This is a genomic window from Rhizobium anhuiense bv. trifolii, assembly GCF_024346605.1.
In the GTDB taxonomy this organism is placed as follows: Bacteria; Pseudomonadota; Alphaproteobacteria; order Rhizobiales; family Rhizobiaceae; genus Rhizobium; species Rhizobium anhuiense.
The window spans coordinates 1233785-1250869 of the sequence record NZ_CP098803.1; the positions used below are offsets into that span (position 1 = coordinate 1233785).

Here is a 17085-nt window from a genome sequence, read left to right on the forward strand (position 1 = left end):
GCCGCTGTGCCGAAGATGAAGAAATGTGATGGCACCCTTGTCGCAAGCATCCCCGGAAGAAGACGATCATGTTCAGGAAATAGCCGGACTGAAGACCCAGTTCGATATTTTCCGTTTCATGAAGCGTGTGACCGAAGCCTATCGCAGCCGGGCCTTCATGGTTCTCAACCTGCCGCCCGTCACTTCCTTCGATCTTCAGGGCAGCACGGTCATCACCAGTTGGCCGGCCGAGCTTCTGGCGCTTTACGACCAGGAAGGCCTGATGGTGAACAGCCCGGTTCTGAGGCGCTTGAGAACATCGGCGCGACCCTTCTTCTACGACATGTCGCGCCAGAACTGGTCGCGGGACGACGGCAAGTCCATCCTCGTCGTCTCCCTGTTCGAGCGTTTCAAGATGATGCGCGGCGCCTATTTTCCGACGCATGAGCCCTCCGGCCTGCGCGGCGCCGTCTCTTTCGCCGGCGACCGCGAACCCTTCAGCCCGGCCGAGATGCGCGAACTCTGCTATATCGCCATCCATGTCTTCGACAGGCTCGCCGAGATCCGCAACCTCGATACGCGCATCACCGACACGCTGACCGACCGCGAGATCGATTGCCTCAACTGGACGGCGGCCGGCAAGACCAGCGCCGAAATCGCCGAAATCCTCACGCTGTCCGAGCACACGGTCAATCACTACCTCAACCGCGCCACCAAGAAGCTCGACACTGTTAATCGCACCCAGGCGGTCGCCAAGGCGCTGCGCATCGGCCTGATCAAATAAGTTGCAAAAAACAACCACGTGCTTTCGCAGCCGCCCAGCGCTTAGGCATATCTATCCCGTTGAGCGCCTGCCGCAGGCGCTTTGGCGCTGCTTTTCGCCGATTTTGGATCTGGCACGCTTTCTGCTTCTCTTTTGTCAAAGGTCCAGAGGGGACTGAGCCAGCGCCAGGAAATGGCGCGGCCGACACACCGCTGCCCGACGCCGATGCCGCTTTCTCCCGGCCCTTCGGTGTCGGCGGCGGTTGTTGCGTTTTGGCACCGCTTCTTTCGCAGCTGCTGGTGACCTGGCCTGTCTTCGGCATTTTTTGCTGGCCTTTTTTCCGGCTTGCTCTAGTTCGCCCCGCATTGCGCCGGTTCTCGGGGAGACCGTTGCGGCCATCAGGGCGAAAGCCCGGCGGACTTGATGGCCGCAACGGATTGACAATTCTCCGGCCCCTTTGGGCGCGCCGGCCATCGATTGTCCTCCCGATGATTTTGTTTGGCGAAGGCCTCCGTCTCCACTATCTCTACTGCATGATGTCAGCCTTAAATCGGCATGGATTTAGGCTGACATCATGCAATTCAAAGTGCGACAGCGTTCCTTGCGCGTCTTGAAAGACGTGCGGCGCTGCCGTCTGCAAGAAGCAGCAATGAGGGTGGAATGACCGACGTCACCAAGGAACAGGTTCTCGAAACGCTGAAGACCGTGCGCGGACCGGATCTCGAGCACGATATTGTCGAGCTCGGCATGGTCTCCGACGTCTTCATCTCCGACGGCAAGGTTTATTTCTCCATCACCGTTCCGGCCGATCGCGCCCAGGAGCTGGAGCCGATGCGGCTCGCCGCCGAGCGCGTCATCAAGGAAATGCCCGGCGTCAAGGGCGCCCTCGTCGCCCTGACCGCGGACAAGAAGGCGGCCACCGCTGCTCCCGCTGCCCGCCCTGCGCCCAACCCGCCGCACGGTCATGCTGGCCACGATCACCATGCGCATGCGCCGCAACAGCCGCCGCGCGCCGGCAAGATCGGTGTGCCGGGCATCGGCGCCATCATCGCCGTCGCCTCGGGCAAGGGTGGGGTCGGCAAGTCGACCACCGCCGTCAACCTGGCGCTCGGGCTGCTGGCCAACGGTCTTCGCGTCGGCATTCTCGATGCCGACATCTATGGTCCCTCGATGCCGCGGCTCTTGAAGATATCCGGCCGCCCGACACAGATCGACGGCCGCATCATCAATCCGATGGAGAATTATGGCCTCAAGGTCATGTCGATGGGCTTCCTCGTCGACGAGGAGACGGCGATGATCTGGCGCGGGCCGATGGTCCAGTCGGCGCTGCTGCAGATGCTGCGTGAAGTCGCCTGGGGTGAGCTCGACGTGCTCGTCGTCGACATGCCGCCCGGCACCGGCGACGCGCAGCTGACCATGGCCCAGCAGGTGCCGCTTGCCGGCGCCGTCATCGTCTCGACGCCGCAGGATCTCGCGCTGATCGATGCCCGCAAGGGCCTCAACATGTTCCGCAAGGTCGAAGTGCCGGTGCTCGGCATCGTCGAGAATATGAGCTATTTTATCGCCCCGGACACCGGCACCCGCTACGACATCTTCGGCCATGGCGGCGCCCGCAAGGAGGCCGAACGCATCGGCGTGCCCTTCCTCGGTGAAGTGCCGTTGACGATGAACATCCGCGAGACCTCCGACGCCGGCACGCCGCTCGTCGCCTCCGAGCCGAACGGCGTCGTCGCCGGCATCTATCGCGGCATCGCCGCCAAGGTCTGGGAGCAGCTCGGCGGCCAGCCGCAGCGCCCGGCGCCGGCGATCGTCTTCGAATAAAGCATTGCATGATTTAAATTCGATGCGATGCGCTTTCGGGTGCCGAATCACCGTCGCGAATACCCCAAATTGTGGGTGAAACGTGGTGAAAAGCCGCGCTTCACGGAAGATGTCTTGATTATTTCATGGCTTTGCTTCATATGCCGCGGCGCCATGATGGCGTTTGCTGCAGATGCTCAATGACGGCCGTCTTCATTCCGAAGGATGTGGCCCGCCTGCGAGTTCGGAGTTGTCTTGTCGATCGAAGGATTGGTAACTGCGATGCGGTGGAGCACAATGCGCATGCCGGCCTTTGAGGTCGGATGCAGCCGGAGTCGTATGAACTTTCTTGATCCGCTTCCGCTTCGACCGAGGACAAGCGACCGTCGCGTTGCCGCGCTGGCGATCGCATGGAAAGGCTTTCGATGAAAAGTGCATTGGCCGCGAAGCGCCGTGAGCATCGGAGAGGCTGCCGGTGATCACCGCTTACTGTTCCAATTGCAGGTCGGTCGAGATCCGCGATCTGTCGCATGCCGCATCCTTTCCCGAGGATGTCGTGTGGATCGACATGATCGAGCCGACCCGCGACGAGGAGCTCTATGTCGAGAAGATTCTCGGCATCGAGGTCCCGACCCGCGACGATCTCAAGGATATCGAGCCTTCCGCCCGGCTCTATGTCGAAAACGACGCCGTCTTCATGACCGCTTCGCTGCTCTGGAAGGCTGATACCGACGCGCCGACGCTGACCGATGTCGCCTTCATCCTGGCCGGAAACCGCCTGGTCACCATCCGTTACGCCCATCCCAAATCCTTTGCGCTGTTCATTGCCGCCCTTCACCGGCTGCCGGAAAACTGGCGCAGTGGCGCTGCCCTTCTCGCCAAGCTCCTGGAGACGATCGTCGACCGCACCGCCGAGATCCTCGAGATCTCCGTCTCGCGCATCGACATCCTGTCGATGCATGTCTTCGGTGATCGGGCAAGGAAGGTGCGCAAACCTTCGAACTATCTCGAGGAGAAGCTCAGGGATATCGCCGGCCATCACCGGATGATCAGCAAGGTGCGCGACAGCCTCGGTTCGCTGTCCCGCCTGCTGACCTTCTTTCACACGATCCCGGCAATCCAGCAGGATCGCGAGACAAAGGAGCTCTGCCGCACCGTTTCGCGCGATATCCAGTCGCTATCGGAGCATGCTTCCTTCGTCGCCGCCAACATCACTTTCCTGCTCGACGCCTCGCTCGGGCTGATCAACATCGAGCAGAACTCGATCATCAAGATTTTCTCGATTGCCTCGGTGGTGTTCTTGCCGCCGACATTGGTCGCCTCCATCTATGGCATGAATTTTCAGGTCATGCCGGAGCTGACCTGGGTCGCGGGTTATCCCTATTCGCTGGCCCTGATGGTGATCTCAGCCGTCATCCCCTTTTTCTTTTTCCGCTGGAAAGGCTGGCTCTGAGGAGCCTGTTGCAACTTCATGTCCGAAGAGAGCCATCCGAACGAATCCCATATGACGCCGCGAAAGCTGTTCTATCTGGCGCTGGGTTCCGTCGGCGTCGTCTACGGCGATATCGGCACCAGTCCGCTCTATGCCTTTCGTGAGGCGCTGAAGCCGGTGGCCCATGACGGCGTCACCCGTTTCGAGGTCATCAGCCTGATTTCGCTAATGATCTGGGCGCTGACGATCATCGTCACCATCAAATATGTGCTCTTCCTGCTGCGCGCCGACAATGACGGCGAGGGCGGCACGCTGTCGCTGCTCGCCCTTCTGATGAAGACCGCCAACGGCCATACCGCCATCCTGATGCTGCTCGGCCTGATGGGGGCTGCCCTCTTCCTCGGCGATGCGATGATCACGCCGGCTCTGTCCGTGCTGTCGGCCGTCGAGGGCCTGAAGCTCGTCACCCCCAGCCTTGCGGAATATATCGTGCCGATCTCGGTGGTGATCCTGGCGCTGCTCTTCGTCGTGCAATCGCGCGGCACCGGCGCGGTCGCCAGGTTCTTCGGGCCGATTACCGCCGTCTGGTTCCTCGTCATGGCTGCCGCCGGCATTTCCCATATCTCGGATGATTACGGCATCCTTGCCGCCTTCAATCCCTATTATGCCGTCAGCTTCCTGCTGCATGAAGGCTTCTACGGCGTCGTCGTGCTCGGCGCCGTCTTCCTGACGGTGACAGGCGCCGAGGCGCTCTATGCCGATCTCGGCCATTTCGGCCGCCGCCCGATCCAGTGGGCCTGGTTCCTGCTGGTCTTCCCGGCGCTGACGCTGAATTATCTCGGGCAGGGGGCGCTCGTTCTCGGCAATCCGGCGACGATGTCCGATCCCTTCTACCTGATGTACCCGAAATGGGCGCTGTTGCCGGTCGTCATCCTGGCGACCGCCGCGACGATCATCGCCAGCCAGGCGGTCATCACAGGCGCTTTCTCGATGGTGCGCCAGGGCATCAACCTCGGCTTTCTGCCGCGCATGGAAATTCTCTTCACCTCGGAAACCAATACCGGGCAGATCTTCGTGCCTTCGGTCAATGCCGTGCTGTTCATCGGCGTCATCTTCCTGGTCCTGAGTTTCAAGACGTCGGACGCGCTGGCGACCGCCTACGGCATCTCCGTTACCGGCGCCATGGTCGTGACCTCGATCATGGCCTTCGAATTCGTCCGCGCCCGCTGGAACTGGTCGCTGCCGGTTGCGGTGATCGCGCTCGCGCCGCTGGTCGTGCTCGAATTGATCTTCCTCGGCGCCAACCTCTTGAAGATCCATGACGGCGGCTACATCCCGATCATGATCGCCACCGCCTTTACCGTCGTCATGTGGACCTGGCGCCGCGGCACCGCGATCCTGATGGAAAAGACCCGCCACACCGATATCCCGCTTGCCTCCTTCGTCAGCTCGATCGAGCGCAAGAGCGAACATTCGCCGGCCCAGGTGCCGGGCACCGCGATCTTCCTGACCAGCGATCCGGAATCAGCCCCCGCCGCCCTGCTGCACAATCTCAAGCACAATCATGTGCTTCACGACCGCAACGTCATCCTGACGATCCGCACCGTCAACAAGCCGCGTGTGCCGAGCCAGGACCGCTATAAGGTCGAGCAGATTTCTCCGCGCTTCTCCCGCGTCGAACTGCTCTTCGGCTTCATGGAATCGCAGAACGTCTCGCAGGCCTTGGCGACGCTGCGCAAGACCGGGCTGAAGTTCGACATCATGTCGACCTCCTTCTATCTCGGCCGCCGCAAGCTGGTGCCGGACGCCAAGTCGGGCATGCCCTACTGGCAGGACCGGCTCTACATCGCGCTCGCCAATGCCGCCGCCAACCCCTCGGACTACTTCCGCCTGCCGGCCAACCGCGTGGTGGAACTGGGCTCGCACGTCATTATTTGACACGGGGGGCAAAGACCCCGCCTCACGAGGGGGAGGGGCTTAACCTGTTGCTCCGCATCTCCCAAAACTCCAGCTCGGCAAACGACGAGATGATGGCGGGCAAAGCGGTGATGCTGGCTAGTCCCCCGCCCTTGTGGGGAGGGGACCTTTCCAACACATTAGAACATCCAAACGTGCTCACAGTCACATTCCGGCACGGTCCGTTAACCGGACGTCAAGGTTAATGCGGGATTTTTAATGGAATGTTCCCGCGTTCCATGCCCGGAGTTCGTGTTGCGTCGAAAGAGCCCTTCCCGTAGCAAGCTGCGTCTTTTTCCCGAGAACTGGGTGTCTCCGGTCATCTTCGGTCTTGCCGGCTGGCTGATTTTCCCGAGCGTCGCATCCCATGCCGATCTCGCCGCCATGCTGGCCGGCCTCGATCATCAAGGCGAGAACTGGCGCATGGTGCTGACCAATTCGCCGGCCGGCTCCATCCACCAGGCCGAACTCGCTTTCGCCGAGCCGATGGTGACCGGTTCGATTTCCGCCGGCGCCGGCATGGTGCTGCCCGATGGTCGCAAGGTCGCCTTTACCGCCAAAGACAAGGGTCACGAGGACACGCCGGACGAAGATCGCGTCAACCGCTCCACCAAGAAGGGCCGTGTCGTTGCCGTCGAGAAGATGCAGCCGCCGAAGGACTTTTCCGCCGGCTCCATTCTCGAGCGCACCAGGATGCTCTTCACCCCGAGCTTCGACCTCAAGGACAGGTCTGCCTTCGTCAAGCCGAAGATCCAGGGCAAGGAAATCGAGATCGCCACTTCTTTCTATAAGAAGCAGCCTGTCGTGACCGACAATGGCGTGCCGGCAATGCTCGCAAGCCTCGTCACCAGCAACAAGGCCGATGTGCTCGCCACCGCCTATGCACCGCCTGCACCCGACTATTCCCGCCAGTCGCCGTTCGATTCCATCCTGACCGAGAAGGATAGCGGCCGCTTCGTTCCGGAGATTGGCCCGCGCGATCATGCCTGGGCCGCAAGCGTGCTGGCGCCGAGCGTCTTTTCCGCCCGCGAACAGCAATGCCTTGCCTCCGGCATCTATTTCGAGGCGCGGGGGGAATCGGTGAAGGGCCAGGCGGCCGTCGCCCAGGTCATCCTCAACCGCGTCCGCAATCCTTCCTATCCCAAGACCATCTGCGGCGTCGTCTATCAGAACGAGGATTGGCGCAACCGCTGCCAGTTTTCCTTCGCCTGCGACGCCATCAAGGACAGGGTGAACTCGGAATATCATTGGCGAGTCGCCCGCGATGTGGCGATGGCGGTGACGGCAGGCAAGATCTGGCTGCCGCAAGTGGGCTCGGCGACGCACTACCATGCCGTCTATGTCAGGCCGAAATGGGCAAGGACCATGGAAAAGGTCGGTCGCATCGGTCTTCATGTCTTCTATCGCACCTATGGCGGCGGCTGGAGCTGAGATAAATCGCCTGGGCAAGGCGATTTGCGGGGCTTTAAAGCGGATTCTTTCCATCGAATTTAAGCGATCGGCCTTAAATTGGCCTATCTCTTTGATTTGACGAATTTATTTTCTCGCTGGACAGAAGCTGTCTACGCCTTGACTATACCAATCCCTAAAACTATGTTGCGCGCGACTTCAGAACGGGCCGGAAGGGTCTCAACCTTCGTGTCCGGGGTCCGAATGACCGGGGTAGCGGGAGTGCGGGCGACGGGCAGACGAGGAGAGATCCATGGCGGACGACCGCGAGGAAAGTCTTGAAAAGCGCCGTGCGCAATTGGGAGCGAAACTCGCGACCAAGGGCGTCGAGACGGGAGAAGACGAGGCTAGGGAAGCCCGCGCCGAGGTAAGCCGCAAAGGTTATGCCCAGGCGATGAAGCTTTCCAGCGAGTTCATTTCCGCAATCGTCGTCGGTGCTCTGCTTGGCTATCTCCTCGACCGTTTTGTTGGCACGGCGCCTTGGGGTTTGATTGTTCTTCTGCTTCTCGGATTTTGTGCCGGCGTTCTGAACGTGCTGCGTTCTGCGGGGGTGGTGGCCCATCCCCTGGACGACAAGGGCGACAAGAAATAAGGACCGGTTCCGGTCCAGTGCAATGACCCCGCGTTCTGCGGGCCAAAGAGAGAGAACAAGCGGTGTCTAACGATCCGACTCATCAGTTCCTGATCCAGAAGATTGTGCCGATCGAAATCGGCGGAATTGATTTTTCGTTCACCAATGCATCGCTCTTCATGGCCGCTTCTGCTGCCGTTGCCGTAGGCTTCCTCTACTTCGCGACCTCGAACCGCGCCATCGTGCCGGGCCGCTCGCAGTCGGTCGCGGAAATGTCCTATGAGTTCATCGCCAACATGCTGAAGGAAGGCGCGGGCAAGCAGGGAATGAAGTTCTTCCCGCTGGTCTTTTCGCTCTTCACCTTCGTCCTGACGGCGAACCTGCTCGGCATGTTCCCGTATTTCTTCACGGTCACTAGCCAGATCATCGTCACCTTCGCGCTCGCGCTCCTGGTTATCGGCACGGTGCTCGTCTACGGCTTCTATAAGCACGGCTTCCACTTCCTGAATGTCTTCGTGCCGTCGGGCGTGCCGGGCGTTCTGCTGCCGCTTGTTGTCACGATCGAAATCATTTCGTTCCTGTCCCGTCCGATTTCACTCTCTGTTCGTCTTTTTGCGAACATGCTCGCCGGTCACATCACGCTGAAGGTGTTCGCAGGCTTCGTCGCCTCGCTTGGAGCCCTCGGTGCTGTCGGTGTCGGCGGAGCCGTTCTTCCCCTCATCATGACCGTCGCCCTGACCGGTCTCGAGTTCCTCGTCGCCTTCCTCCAGGCTTACGTCTTTGCGGTACTGACTTGCATGTACCTCAACGACGCAATCCATCCGGGCGGGCACTAAGGATAACGACATCGACGTCAAAGGGCGTCAGTCATTCGCCGCAACAACCATTTCAAAGGAGTTCAACATGGAAGCGGAAGCAGCAAAGTACATCGGTGCAGGCCTGGCTTGCTTTGGTATGGCCGGTACGGCTCTCGGCCTCGGCAATATCTTCGGCAGCTACCTCTCCGGCGCACTGCGCAATCCGTCTGCCGCTGACAGCCAGTTCGGCCGTCTGGTATTCGGCTTCGCCGTTACGGAAGCTCTGGGCATCTTCTCGTTGCTCGTCGCTCTCCTCCTCCTCTTCGCCGTCTGATATCGGCGAATAGATGGATCACGGCCTGCGACCGCAAGCCGTGATCCTTTGCATTTGCAGTCCACCTGGAGGTGAGCATGTTTTTTGTGACCCCGGCTTACGCTGAGGAAGCACCGGCGGCAGCGACGGGTACGGATGCGCATGCCGCTCCGGCCGCAGGCGAGGTCCATACCGAGACTGGTGTTGCCGAAGGCGAACACGCCCGCGGCCCTTTCCCGCCTTTCGATTCGACGACCTTCGCATCCCAGCTGCTCTGGCTGGTGATCACGTTCGGCGTCTTCTATTTGCTCATGCAAAAGGTCATCGCGCCGCGCATCGGGGCCATCCTCGATCAGCGTCACACGCGCATTTCCCAGGATCTGGAAGAAGCTGGCCGCCTGAAGGCGGAAGCCGACGCCGCCGTCCGGACCTATGAAGGTGAACTGGCCGCTGCGCGCGCCAAGTCCAACGCGATCGGCTCTGCCGCACGCGACGCCGCCAAGGCCAAAGCCGAAGAGGATCGCCGCGCTGTCGAGGCGAGCCTGTCGGAAAAGATCAAGGCTGCCGAAGTTCGTATTGGCGAGATCAAGGCCAAGGCCTTCGCCGACGTCGGCACCATTGCCGAGGAAACCGCGGCTGCCGTGGTCGATCAGTTGATCGGCGGCACCGTCGCCAAGGCCGATGTCGCTGCTGCCGTCGCAGCTGCCAAGAAGGAGGCTTGATCGATGGAATTTGCTTTTGACGCGACTTTCTTCGCCTTTGTCGGCCTCGTCCTCTTCCTGGCGCTGGTCGTTTACCTGAAGGTTCCGGGCATGATGGCACGGTCGCTCGACGACCGCGCCGACCAGATCCGCAACGAATTGGCCGAAGCCAAGCGTCTGCGCGAAGAGGCCCAGCACCTGCTCGCCGAATACCAGCGCAAGCGCAAGGAAGCGGAAGCCGAAGCGGCCCACATCGTTGCCGCCGCTGAGCGCGAAGCCGAAATGCTGACCACTGAGGCGAAGAAGAAGACGGAAGAATTCGTCGCCAACCGCACGGCGCTTTCCGAGCAGAAGATCAAGCAGGCCGAGGCCGAGGCGATGAAGGCGGTGCGTTCCGCTGCCGTCGATCTCGCAATCGCGGCCGCCGAAACCGTGCTTGCCAAGCAGGCCGATGCCAAGGTTCAGTCCGAGCTCTTCGGCAATGCCGTCAGCCAGGTTAAGACGCGGCTCAACTGAGCTGTATCGGAAAGATTGAGAGCGAAGGCCGGGCATGTCCCGGCCTTTTCTTTTGTTGACGACTCGGCCTCGTGCTGGGGGCGAGCCGCTGGTCTCGACCCCTCCTTCGGACCGCCGTAAACGGGGCGAAGGGACCATGCCGCGACCTCTCCGTTCCTACTCGGAAATAAGCTGATCCATCTCGGGACCATCCTCGACCTTGCGCAACGGCCGGAAGCTCATCCGGTGCAGGGAGCAGGGGCCGTGTTTTTCGATGCCGGCGCGGTGCTGTGCGGTGCCGTAGCCCACATGCGCGGCAAAGCCGTAATCCGGAAACACATGATGCGCGCGTGCCATCATCCGGTCGCGCGTCACCTTGGCGACGATCGAGGCCGCGGCGATCGAGACCGAGCGAGCATCGCCCTTGACCACCGCCTGTCCGGGGCAATCGAGGCCGGGCGGCACGTCGAGCCCATCGGTCAGCACGTAGCTTGCCGGAATGGCGAGACTGCAGATGGCGCGGCGCATGGCGTCGAGGCTAGCCTTGCGGATATCGGTCTCGTCGATGCGCGTCGAGCTGGAGGAGGCGATGGAGACGGTCGCGGTCGCCAGAATCTGCGCGAACAGTTCCTCGCGCCGTTGCGCCGAAAGCTGCTTGGAATCGTTCAGACCCTCGGGGATGCGTTTGGGATCGAGGATGACGGCAGCGGCGACCACAGGCCCGGCCAGTGGCCCGCGGCCTGCCTCGTCGGCGCCGGCAACCGGCCAGTGGCCGGCCCTGCGGGCTTTGAGCTCGAGTTTGAAATCCGGCACGAGCGGAACCGTGTCGAAAAGCAGGGGAGAATCGGGTGGCGTGCGAGGTTTCATGCGGCTGAACCTCGCACGCCAACCCGATTTCCCGCAAGTCCCCGGATCAGGGCGGCGGCCGGGGACCGGTCCGGCGGATGGTGGCGGTCAAGGCCATCCGCGGGAATTGCGCTCGGGGCTCGAAGACAGGGCGGTTCTATCGAGAAGCCGATGCGCAAGCTACAAGCAATTCCAGGAAAAGTGCGAAGCGGTTTTCCGTTCGGAATTGCGTAAAGGCCAGAGAGCAGTTCCCGGCAAAGCGCGAAGCGGTTTGCCTGAACTGCGTAAAACAAAAGGTCAAAGAAGCGACAGCTGGACGCCGCTGCCGTCGGGCGGCACGAACAGGTCGTCGCGCAGCGGCACGCTGCGTCGCGTCAGGCCGAAACGCCGGGCTGCCATCTCAAATCGCCTGGCGATCTGCCAGGCATAGGGACCGGCGCCCTTCATGCGCTTGCCGAATTCGGCATCGTAATCCTTGCCGCCGCGCATCGAGCGCACCAGCGACATCACATGCCGGTAACGATCGGGGTAATGTTGCAGCAGCCAATCACGAAACAGCGGGCTGACCTCGAGCGGCAGCCTGAGGATGACATAGCTCGCCTCGGCGGCGCCGGCAGCCTTGGCCGATTCGAGAATGCGCTCCAACTCGTGATCGTTCAGCGCCGGGATCAGCGGGGCGGCCATCACAGCCGTCTGGATGCCAGCTTCGGCAAGGGTGTGGATCGTCTCCAGCCGCCGCGGCGGTGTTGCGGCCCGCGGCTCCATCGTCCGGGCGAGCTTGCGATCCAGCGTGGTCACGGAGATGCCAACGCGCACCAGGTTCTTGCTTGCCATCTCCCGCAGAATGTCGAGATCACGCAGGATCATCGCCGATTTGGTGACGATCGAGACCGGATGGTTTGCCTTGTTCAAGACCTCGAGGATGCCGCGCATGATGCGCCATTCCTTTTCGATCGGCTGATAGGGGTCGGTATTGGTACCGATGGCGATCACCCGCACCTTGTAGCCGGGTTTGGCGAGCTCCCGCTCCAGCAACTTTGCCGCATCGGGCTTGGCAAACAGCTTCGTCTCGAAATCGAGCCCTGCGGAAAGCCCCATATAGGCATGCGTCGGCCGGGCGAAACAATAGATGCAGCCATGTTCGCAGCCGCGATAGGGATTGATCGAACGGTCGAAGGAAATATCCGGCGATTCGTTGCGGGTGATGGCCGTGCGCGGCTTCTCGACCTGCACTTCCGTCTTGAACGGCGGCAGTTCTTCCCATGTCTGCCAGCCATCGTCGAAGGTCTCCCGCTGCAGCGCTTCGAACCGCCCCGTCGGGTTCAATCCCGCCCCACGCCCGCGCCGCCGATCGACCTCGACCCTTAGACCCGAGGAAACGATCATCGCATCGGCAATATCTGCCGTATTGGCAGGCGCGAATGCGGCCTGCCCTGCCAGGGACTGCTCTCTCATCGGATTCTCCCGTGGCGGAAAGCCATCGCCTCCGCCCGTTTTGCTGATTAAATTCCTATCGGCAAAATGAGAACAATGCAAGAACAAAATGAGGAAAACGGCGCTGGCAAAAATTTGTGCGGCGCATTATAAACAGTCAATGTTGACGGTTGTTCTCGAATGTCAGGATCAGGAATCTGAACTGGCGCAGACTTTATCGGTCTTGGTGGCAGGCGCAGTGGAGGGGCTGGTGAGCGATGTGATCGTGCTCGATCGCGGCTCTCGCGACGGCACCTCACGGGTGGCCGACGCTGCCGGCTGCCGCTTCCATTCGCAATGGGATATCAAGGACATCGTCCGCTCGGCGCGCGGCGAATGGCTGCTCTTCGTCGAGCCGGGCGCCAGACCGCAGGCGGGCTGGATCGATGAGATCGCCGAATATGTGGCGCTGAACAAGCTGCCGGCGCGCTTCACTGCGTCGAGGGGCTATCGCCGCCCGTTCTTCCAGCGTGTCGGCCGGGCCGTACCGCCGCTGGAACTCGGTTTCCTGGTGCCGAAAAAGCTGGCACTCGCCACCGCCAAAAGCGGCATGCGGCTTGCCGAATTCGTCAAGGGCCAGAAACCGCGGCGGCTGGCGAGCGAGCTCATTCCGTCCTGGGTCGCCCGCGCCGCACGGTAGCTGCCGCGATCCCCTCCCACCGCTCGCGCAAAAGATGGCGCCCAATAGGATTTCGCGCTATAATTCAAACATGGCGCCGTCGAAGCGCCGCGCTTCGCAACGGAATGGCCATGGAATGCCGGTGAACGGCAGAACAGGTCAGCGACAATCTCCTCTTCTGCCGGGTACCCGGCGAAAGGAGGTGCGTCATGACACGCGGTATGATCTACGGCCTGCTGGCCGTCATATTGCCGATATTGGTGATCGCGCATCCGCATTCGGCAGCATCGCAGATGATGCGCAGTTGCGCAGGCCGACCCGAAATCGTCAATTTCCTGGACAAGAACTTCGCCGAAAAGCTCACGGCAGTCGGACTGATCAACCAGAACGCCATTCTTGAGGTCTATGCCGCCGAAAGCGGCACCTGGACCCTCATCGTCACGGATGTTCACGGCGTAAGCTGCATTCTGCTGTCGGGTGATAGCTGGGATACCATGCCCGTCCTGCCGGGCCTGGCCACATAGGAATGCCGCTCTTGCAGGCAGTCTACTTCGTCGCGCCGCGTTTCAGGTGCTCGTCCAGCCGCGGCATGATCTCGACGAAATTGCACGGCACGCTGCGGTAGTCGAGTTGGCCTTTCAGAATGCCGTCCCAGGCATCCCGGCAGGCGCCGGGCGAACCCGGCAGCGCGAAGATGAAGGTGGCATTGGCAACGCCTGCCGTGGCGCGCGATTGGATCGTCGCCGTGCCGATCTTCTCGTAGGAGATCCGGTGGAAGATGGCGGAAAAGCCGTCCATCCGCTTTTCGAACAAAGGCTCCAGCGCCTCGGGCGTCACGTCGCGGCCGGTAAAGCCGGTACCACCCGTGGTGATGACGACGTCTATGTCTTTGCTGTCAATCCAGGCCTTTACCCGGGAGGCAATCTCCGTGCGATCATCGGGTACGATGCCACGGTCGACCAGCCGGTGGCCCGCTTCGGTGATCCGCGCCGCCAGCGTGTCGCCTGACTTGTCCGTCTCCGGCGTGCGCGTGTCCGAGATCGTGAGAACCGCAATACCGACCGCGATGAAGGGTCGCTTTTCGTCCAGAGCTGCCATCACGTGCCTCCCGAAACCGTTTCCGTCGCCTGGAAATACCAGTCGGGCCGCGCGTCGTGAAGAGCCGCCGCCGCATCTTCGGCGGCGGTCATGGTGGCAAAGATGCCGAAGCAGGTGGCGCCGGAACCGGACATGCGGGTCAACAGCGCGCCGCTGGCCTGCAGCATCGCCGAGATCGCCGATATCTCCGCCACAAGCTCGCGCGCCGGCGGTTCCAGATCGTTGCGGGCGGCACCGATCGCCGCGAGCCAGTCGGCAGTGTTGGGCACACGCGGAGCCAGGCTCAAGGCCGGATTGTCCTTTGTCGCCAGCCGGCGGAAAACCTCGGGCGTCGACACGCCCTTCAGCGGATTGGCGAGCACCATGGCAAAGGCCGGCAGATCAGGCACCGCTTCGATCTTTTCGCCGATGCCGCGGGCAATCAGCGGCCGGCTTTCCATGCACATCGGCACGTCGGCGCCGAGCTTCAGCGCCAGCATAGCAAGCGCGTCCTCGGGCAACCTAGTGCCCCAGAGGCGCATCAGCCCCCGCAAGGTCGCAGCTGCGTCGGCCGAGCCGCCGCCGATACCGGAGGCGATCGGCAAATTCTTCTGGAGGTGGATATGCACAGGGAAGGCGAGAGCTCCGACCGCCTCGCGCAGGAGATCACGCGCCCTCAGCACGAGGTTGGTGCCGCCATCTTCGGCAAGCGCGCCGCCGAAACGGCCTGACAGGGTGAAGGCGTCGGCCTGTGCGGGCAGGAAACCCAGCCGGTCGCCATGCTCTGCGAAGGTCACCAGCATATCGAGCAGATGATAACCGTCCGGCCGCTGGCCCGTCACATGCAGGGCCAGGTTGATCTTCGCGCGCGCCTCTTCGGTGACGCCGAAAGCGTCGGCCAGGCCCTCTTCAGGCATGCGTCCCGCCCGTCAGGATTTCTTGTCGACCGGCGGCGGCGTGACGGGGGCCGGATCCGGCTGCTTCTTGTCGGCCGCCTTGGCATCGTCGCTGACGGGAGGCAGGCCGTTGGCGACCTTGTCCTTGATCTTCGGGATCTCGGCAGCCTCAGGCTCGGAGCTGAGCGCCCGGTTCCACTGGTAGACGGCTTCGAGCTTGCGCCCGACGCGCCAATAGGCATCGCCGAGATGGTCGTTGATCGTCGCGTCGCCGGCCTTGATCTGGGCAGCCCGCTCCAGCTCGTCGACGGCATCGTCGAAACGGTTGAGGCGGAAATAAGCCCAGCCGAGCGAATCGATGATGTAACCGTCGTCAGGGCGAAGATCGACGGCCTTCTTGATCATCCCGAGACCTTCGTCGAGGTTACGGTTCATGTCGATCCAGGAATAGCCGAGATAGTTCAGCACCTGCGGCTGGTCGGGGTTGAGCTCCAACGCCTTGCGGAAATTCGGCTCCGCCTGGTCCCACTTCTTCAACCGTTCATAGGCGATGCCGCGCTGGAAGAAGACGCTCCAGTTGGCGCGGCCGGGAATGGGGCCGATCGCTTCGACGGCCTTGTCGTAATTGGCGGCCATCGCCTCGTAGTCCTTGGCATCGGAGAGCACGCTGCCATAGGCGAGGTAGCTGCGGATGTCCTTCGGGTCGGAGGTGATCAGCGCCTGCAGATGCTTGCGCGCCTCGTCCACCTTGCCGCCCTGGGCAAGGGCAAGGCCGAGCTGCAGCTCGGAGATGCGCCGCATCGGCGAATTCTCCGGCACTTTCTTGTAGAGCGCGATGGCGCGGTCCATCTGGTTCTGCTTCTCGGCGATGCCGCCGAGCAGCACCAGCGTATCGGCGCTGTTCGGATCGAGCGCATTGGCCGTCTGCAGGTAAAGCGAAACGATGTCCTCGGCGCCGTCGCGGTTCAGTGCGCCGCCGACCGAAAACAGCACGCCGGCAGCCCCTTCTTCGGCTGTCTTGACCTGCTGTTCCTGCTTCTCGTCCTTTTCGATGCTGTCGCGCAGCGCGTTCAGCGGCGCATAATTCGGCAGCAGGTTGTCACCGACGGAAACGGCGTCGAGCGCCTTCTGCTTATTGCCCTGCGTTGCTTCGAGGCGGGCAAGCGCCATCACCGCGCGCATGAAGGTGTCGGGCGCCGTCGCACCGCCTTCCTTGTCGAGCACGGCATCGTTCAGATGCTTGCGGGCGGACTTCACATCGCCGGTGGCGATGGCGATCGCCCCGGCATTGTAATTCTGGAAGATTCGGAACCAGTCCGGTCCCTTCATCTTCTCGACCATGGTGAGCGCTTCCTTGCCGCGGCCGGCTCCGACGCGGGCCCAGGCAAGCAGCAGGTCGTTCATCATCCGGTCGAGATCGTTCGGCCCTTTATATTTCAGGATGGCCTCGGCGGTCTTGTAGTCGTCGCGGCGCACGGCATCCATGCCGCGCACGATCGTGGTGATGCGCTCGACGGAAGGATCGCCCTTCAGGTCGTTGGCATATTTGACGCCCTCCTTGATGTCGCCATTGAGCAGCAGCGAGATCATCAGCCGCTGGCGAATCTCGGGATTGCCGGGTTCGATCTGCAGCGCCTTCTTGTAGAGTTCGATCGCGGTTTCGTAGTCATGATCCACATCGGCCGTGCGGGCGGCGAGGAAGGCGCCGGAGAAACTGGTGACGCTATCGGCATCGAAGAAACTGTCGGTCTTTGCGGCATCGCCCGTCTTGGCCGCATCCTCGGCGTTGACGCCGCCGACGCCGCCCAGCGAAAGGACAGCGGCCAGCGCTGCGCTCGTAAGAAGACGGATGGCAAATCTCTGCCGCATTAGGAAACCTTTCTTCGACAGCGTCCCGGCAATGGGGCCGGCCGCAAAA

The 17085-nt window shown here is 62.0% G+C and carries 17 protein-coding genes; 12 read left to right on the top strand and 5 right to left on the bottom strand.

Features of this window, described 5'->3' with window-relative positions; genetic code table 11:
• The first annotated feature begins 28 nt into the window (after positions 1-28).
• The 10 genes from NE851_RS14545 to NE851_RS14590 all read left to right on the top strand — a co-directional run bounded on the left by NE851_RS14545 (position 29) and on the right by NE851_RS14590 (position 10277).
• On the top strand, positions 29-763 hold the full coding sequence (locus tag NE851_RS14545; protein ID WP_047613834.1) for a LuxR family transcriptional regulator: 735 nt from the start codon (positions 29-31) through the stop codon (positions 761-763).
• Between the two features lie 639 nt (positions 764-1402).
• A complete protein-coding gene (locus tag NE851_RS14550) occupies positions 1403-2563 on the top strand; it encodes an Mrp/NBP35 family ATP-binding protein (RefSeq protein WP_028756719.1) in 1161 nt (386 codons plus the stop codon).
• A 454-nt stretch (positions 2564-3017) separates the two neighbouring features.
• Positions 3018-3995, top strand: a complete 978-nt coding sequence (locus NE851_RS14555) for a magnesium transporter CorA family protein (RefSeq protein WP_028756718.1) — start codon at positions 3018-3020, stop codon at positions 3993-3995.
• An 18-nt stretch (positions 3996-4013) separates the two neighbouring features.
• Positions 4014-5912 (top strand): potassium transporter Kup, encoded by a 1899-nt coding sequence (locus NE851_RS14560; protein WP_047613836.1) that lies wholly within the window; start codon positions 4014-4016, stop codon positions 5910-5912.
• Positions 5913-6149: 237 nt separating this feature from the next.
• Positions 6150-7361: a cell wall hydrolase gene (locus NE851_RS14565; RefSeq protein ID WP_183905863.1), complete on the top strand. Its 1212-nt coding sequence runs from the start codon at positions 6150-6152 to the stop codon at positions 7359-7361.
• A 271-nt stretch (positions 7362-7632) separates the two neighbouring features.
• The gene (locus tag NE851_RS14570) at positions 7633-7971 is read left to right on the top strand and encodes an AtpZ/AtpI family protein (protein ID WP_028756715.1); all 339 of its coding nucleotides are present in this window, start codon (positions 7633-7635) and stop codon (positions 7969-7971) included.
• A 62-nt stretch (positions 7972-8033) separates the two neighbouring features.
• Positions 8034-8786 (top strand): F0F1 ATP synthase subunit A, encoded by a 753-nt coding sequence (locus NE851_RS14575; RefSeq protein WP_018245007.1) that lies wholly within the window; start codon positions 8034-8036, stop codon positions 8784-8786.
• Positions 8787-8853: 67 nt separating this feature from the next.
• Positions 8854-9081, top strand: coding sequence for a F0F1 ATP synthase subunit C (locus tag NE851_RS14580; protein WP_003545854.1), 228 nt, complete (start codon positions 8854-8856; stop codon positions 9079-9081).
• 77 nt (positions 9082-9158) lie between these two features.
• Positions 9159-9782 carry a F0F1 ATP synthase subunit B gene (locus tag NE851_RS14585; RefSeq protein ID WP_028756714.1) on the top strand — a complete coding sequence of 208 codons (624 nt, stop codon included), beginning with the start codon at positions 9159-9161 and terminating at the stop codon, positions 9780-9782.
• 3 nt (positions 9783-9785) lie between these two features.
• Positions 9786-10277, top strand: a complete 492-nt coding sequence (locus NE851_RS14590) for a F0F1 ATP synthase subunit B (protein ID WP_028756713.1) — start codon at positions 9786-9788, stop codon at positions 10275-10277.
• A gap of 156 nt (positions 10278-10433) precedes the next feature.
• On the opposite strand, the gene rnhB is transcribed toward NE851_RS14590, so the two are convergent.
• Together rnhB and NE851_RS14600 are read right to left on the bottom strand one after the other, a co-directional pair.
• Complete coding sequence (gene rnhB, locus NE851_RS14595) at positions 10434-11123, bottom strand: ribonuclease HII (protein WP_028756712.1); 690 nt, start codon at positions 11121-11123, stop codon at positions 10434-10436.
• 276 nt (positions 11124-11399) lie between these two features.
• Positions 11400-12557 (bottom strand): PA0069 family radical SAM protein, encoded by a 1158-nt coding sequence (locus NE851_RS14600; protein ID WP_028756711.1) that lies wholly within the window; start codon positions 12555-12557, stop codon positions 11400-11402.
• Between the two features lie 139 nt (positions 12558-12696).
• On the opposite strand from NE851_RS14600, the gene NE851_RS14605 reads away from it, so the two are divergent.
• Both NE851_RS14605 and NE851_RS14610 read left to right on the top strand, forming a co-directional pair.
• The gene (locus tag NE851_RS14605; RefSeq protein WP_254961209.1) at positions 12697-13215 is read left to right on the top strand and encodes a glycosyltransferase family A protein; all 519 of its coding nucleotides are present in this window, start codon (positions 12697-12699) and stop codon (positions 13213-13215) included.
• A 188-nt stretch (positions 13216-13403) separates the two neighbouring features.
• Positions 13404-13718: a hypothetical protein gene (locus tag NE851_RS14610; protein WP_028756709.1), complete on the top strand. Its 315-nt coding sequence runs from the start codon at positions 13404-13406 to the stop codon at positions 13716-13718.
• A gap of 22 nt (positions 13719-13740) precedes the next feature.
• On the opposite strand, the gene moaB is transcribed toward NE851_RS14610, so the two are convergent.
• Genes moaB through NE851_RS14625 form a run of 3 tightly spaced genes read right to left on the bottom strand, consistent with a single transcriptional unit; the run spans position 13741 to position 17036 of the window.
• Positions 13741-14292 carry a molybdenum cofactor biosynthesis protein B gene (gene moaB / locus NE851_RS14615; protein WP_028756708.1) on the bottom strand — a complete coding sequence of 184 codons (552 nt, stop codon included), beginning with the start codon at positions 14290-14292 and terminating at the stop codon, positions 13741-13743.
• Complete coding sequence (locus NE851_RS14620) at positions 14292-15188, bottom strand: 4-(cytidine 5'-diphospho)-2-C-methyl-D-erythritol kinase (protein ID WP_254961210.1); 897 nt, start codon at positions 15186-15188, stop codon at positions 14292-14294. Before NE851_RS14620 ends, moaB begins: the two co-directional genes overlap by 1 nt.
• A 12-nt stretch (positions 15189-15200) precedes the next feature.
• Positions 15201-17036, bottom strand: a complete 1836-nt coding sequence (locus tag NE851_RS14625) for a tetratricopeptide repeat protein (RefSeq protein WP_028756706.1) — start codon at positions 17034-17036, stop codon at positions 15201-15203.
• Positions 17037-17085 lie beyond the last annotated feature (49 nt).

Coding starts and splice junctions, on each gene's coding strand:
- NE851_RS14620 (WP_254961210.1), bottom strand. CDS start 15,188: ATGCCTGAAGAGGGCCTGGCCGACGCTTTCGGCGTCACCGAAGAGGCG.
- NE851_RS14560 (WP_047613836.1), top strand. CDS start 4,014: ATGTCCGAAGAGAGCCATCCGAACGAATCCCATATGACGCCGCGAAAG.
- NE851_RS14570 (WP_028756715.1), top strand. CDS start 7,633: ATGGCGGACGACCGCGAGGAAAGTCTTGAAAAGCGCCGTGCGCAATTG.
- NE851_RS14545 (WP_047613834.1), top strand. CDS start 29: ATGGCACCCTTGTCGCAAGCATCCCCGGAAGAAGACGATCATGTTCAG.
- NE851_RS14625 (WP_028756706.1), bottom strand. CDS start 17,036: ATGCGGCAGAGATTTGCCATCCGTCTTCTTACGAGCGCAGCGCTGGCC.
- NE851_RS14590 (WP_028756713.1), top strand. CDS start 9,786: ATGGAATTTGCTTTTGACGCGACTTTCTTCGCCTTTGTCGGCCTCGTC.
- NE851_RS14600 (WP_028756711.1), bottom strand. CDS start 12,557: ATGAGAGAGCAGTCCCTGGCAGGGCAGGCCGCATTCGCGCCTGCCAAT.
- NE851_RS14605 (WP_254961209.1), top strand. CDS start 12,697: ATGTTGACGGTTGTTCTCGAATGTCAGGATCAGGAATCTGAACTGGCG.
- NE851_RS14585 (WP_028756714.1), top strand. CDS start 9,159: ATGTTTTTTGTGACCCCGGCTTACGCTGAGGAAGCACCGGCGGCAGCG.
- NE851_RS14580 (WP_003545854.1), top strand. CDS start 8,854: ATGGAAGCGGAAGCAGCAAAGTACATCGGTGCAGGCCTGGCTTGCTTT.
- NE851_RS14610 (WP_028756709.1), top strand. CDS start 13,404: ATGACACGCGGTATGATCTACGGCCTGCTGGCCGTCATATTGCCGATA.
- rnhB (WP_028756712.1), bottom strand. CDS start 11,123: ATGAAACCTCGCACGCCACCCGATTCTCCCCTGCTTTTCGACACGGTT.
- moaB (WP_028756708.1), bottom strand. CDS start 14,292: ATGGCAGCTCTGGACGAAAAGCGACCCTTCATCGCGGTCGGTATTGCG.
- NE851_RS14550 (WP_028756719.1), top strand. CDS start 1,403: ATGACCGACGTCACCAAGGAACAGGTTCTCGAAACGCTGAAGACCGTG.
- NE851_RS14565 (WP_183905863.1), top strand. CDS start 6,150: ATGGAATGTTCCCGCGTTCCATGCCCGGAGTTCGTGTTGCGTCGAAAG.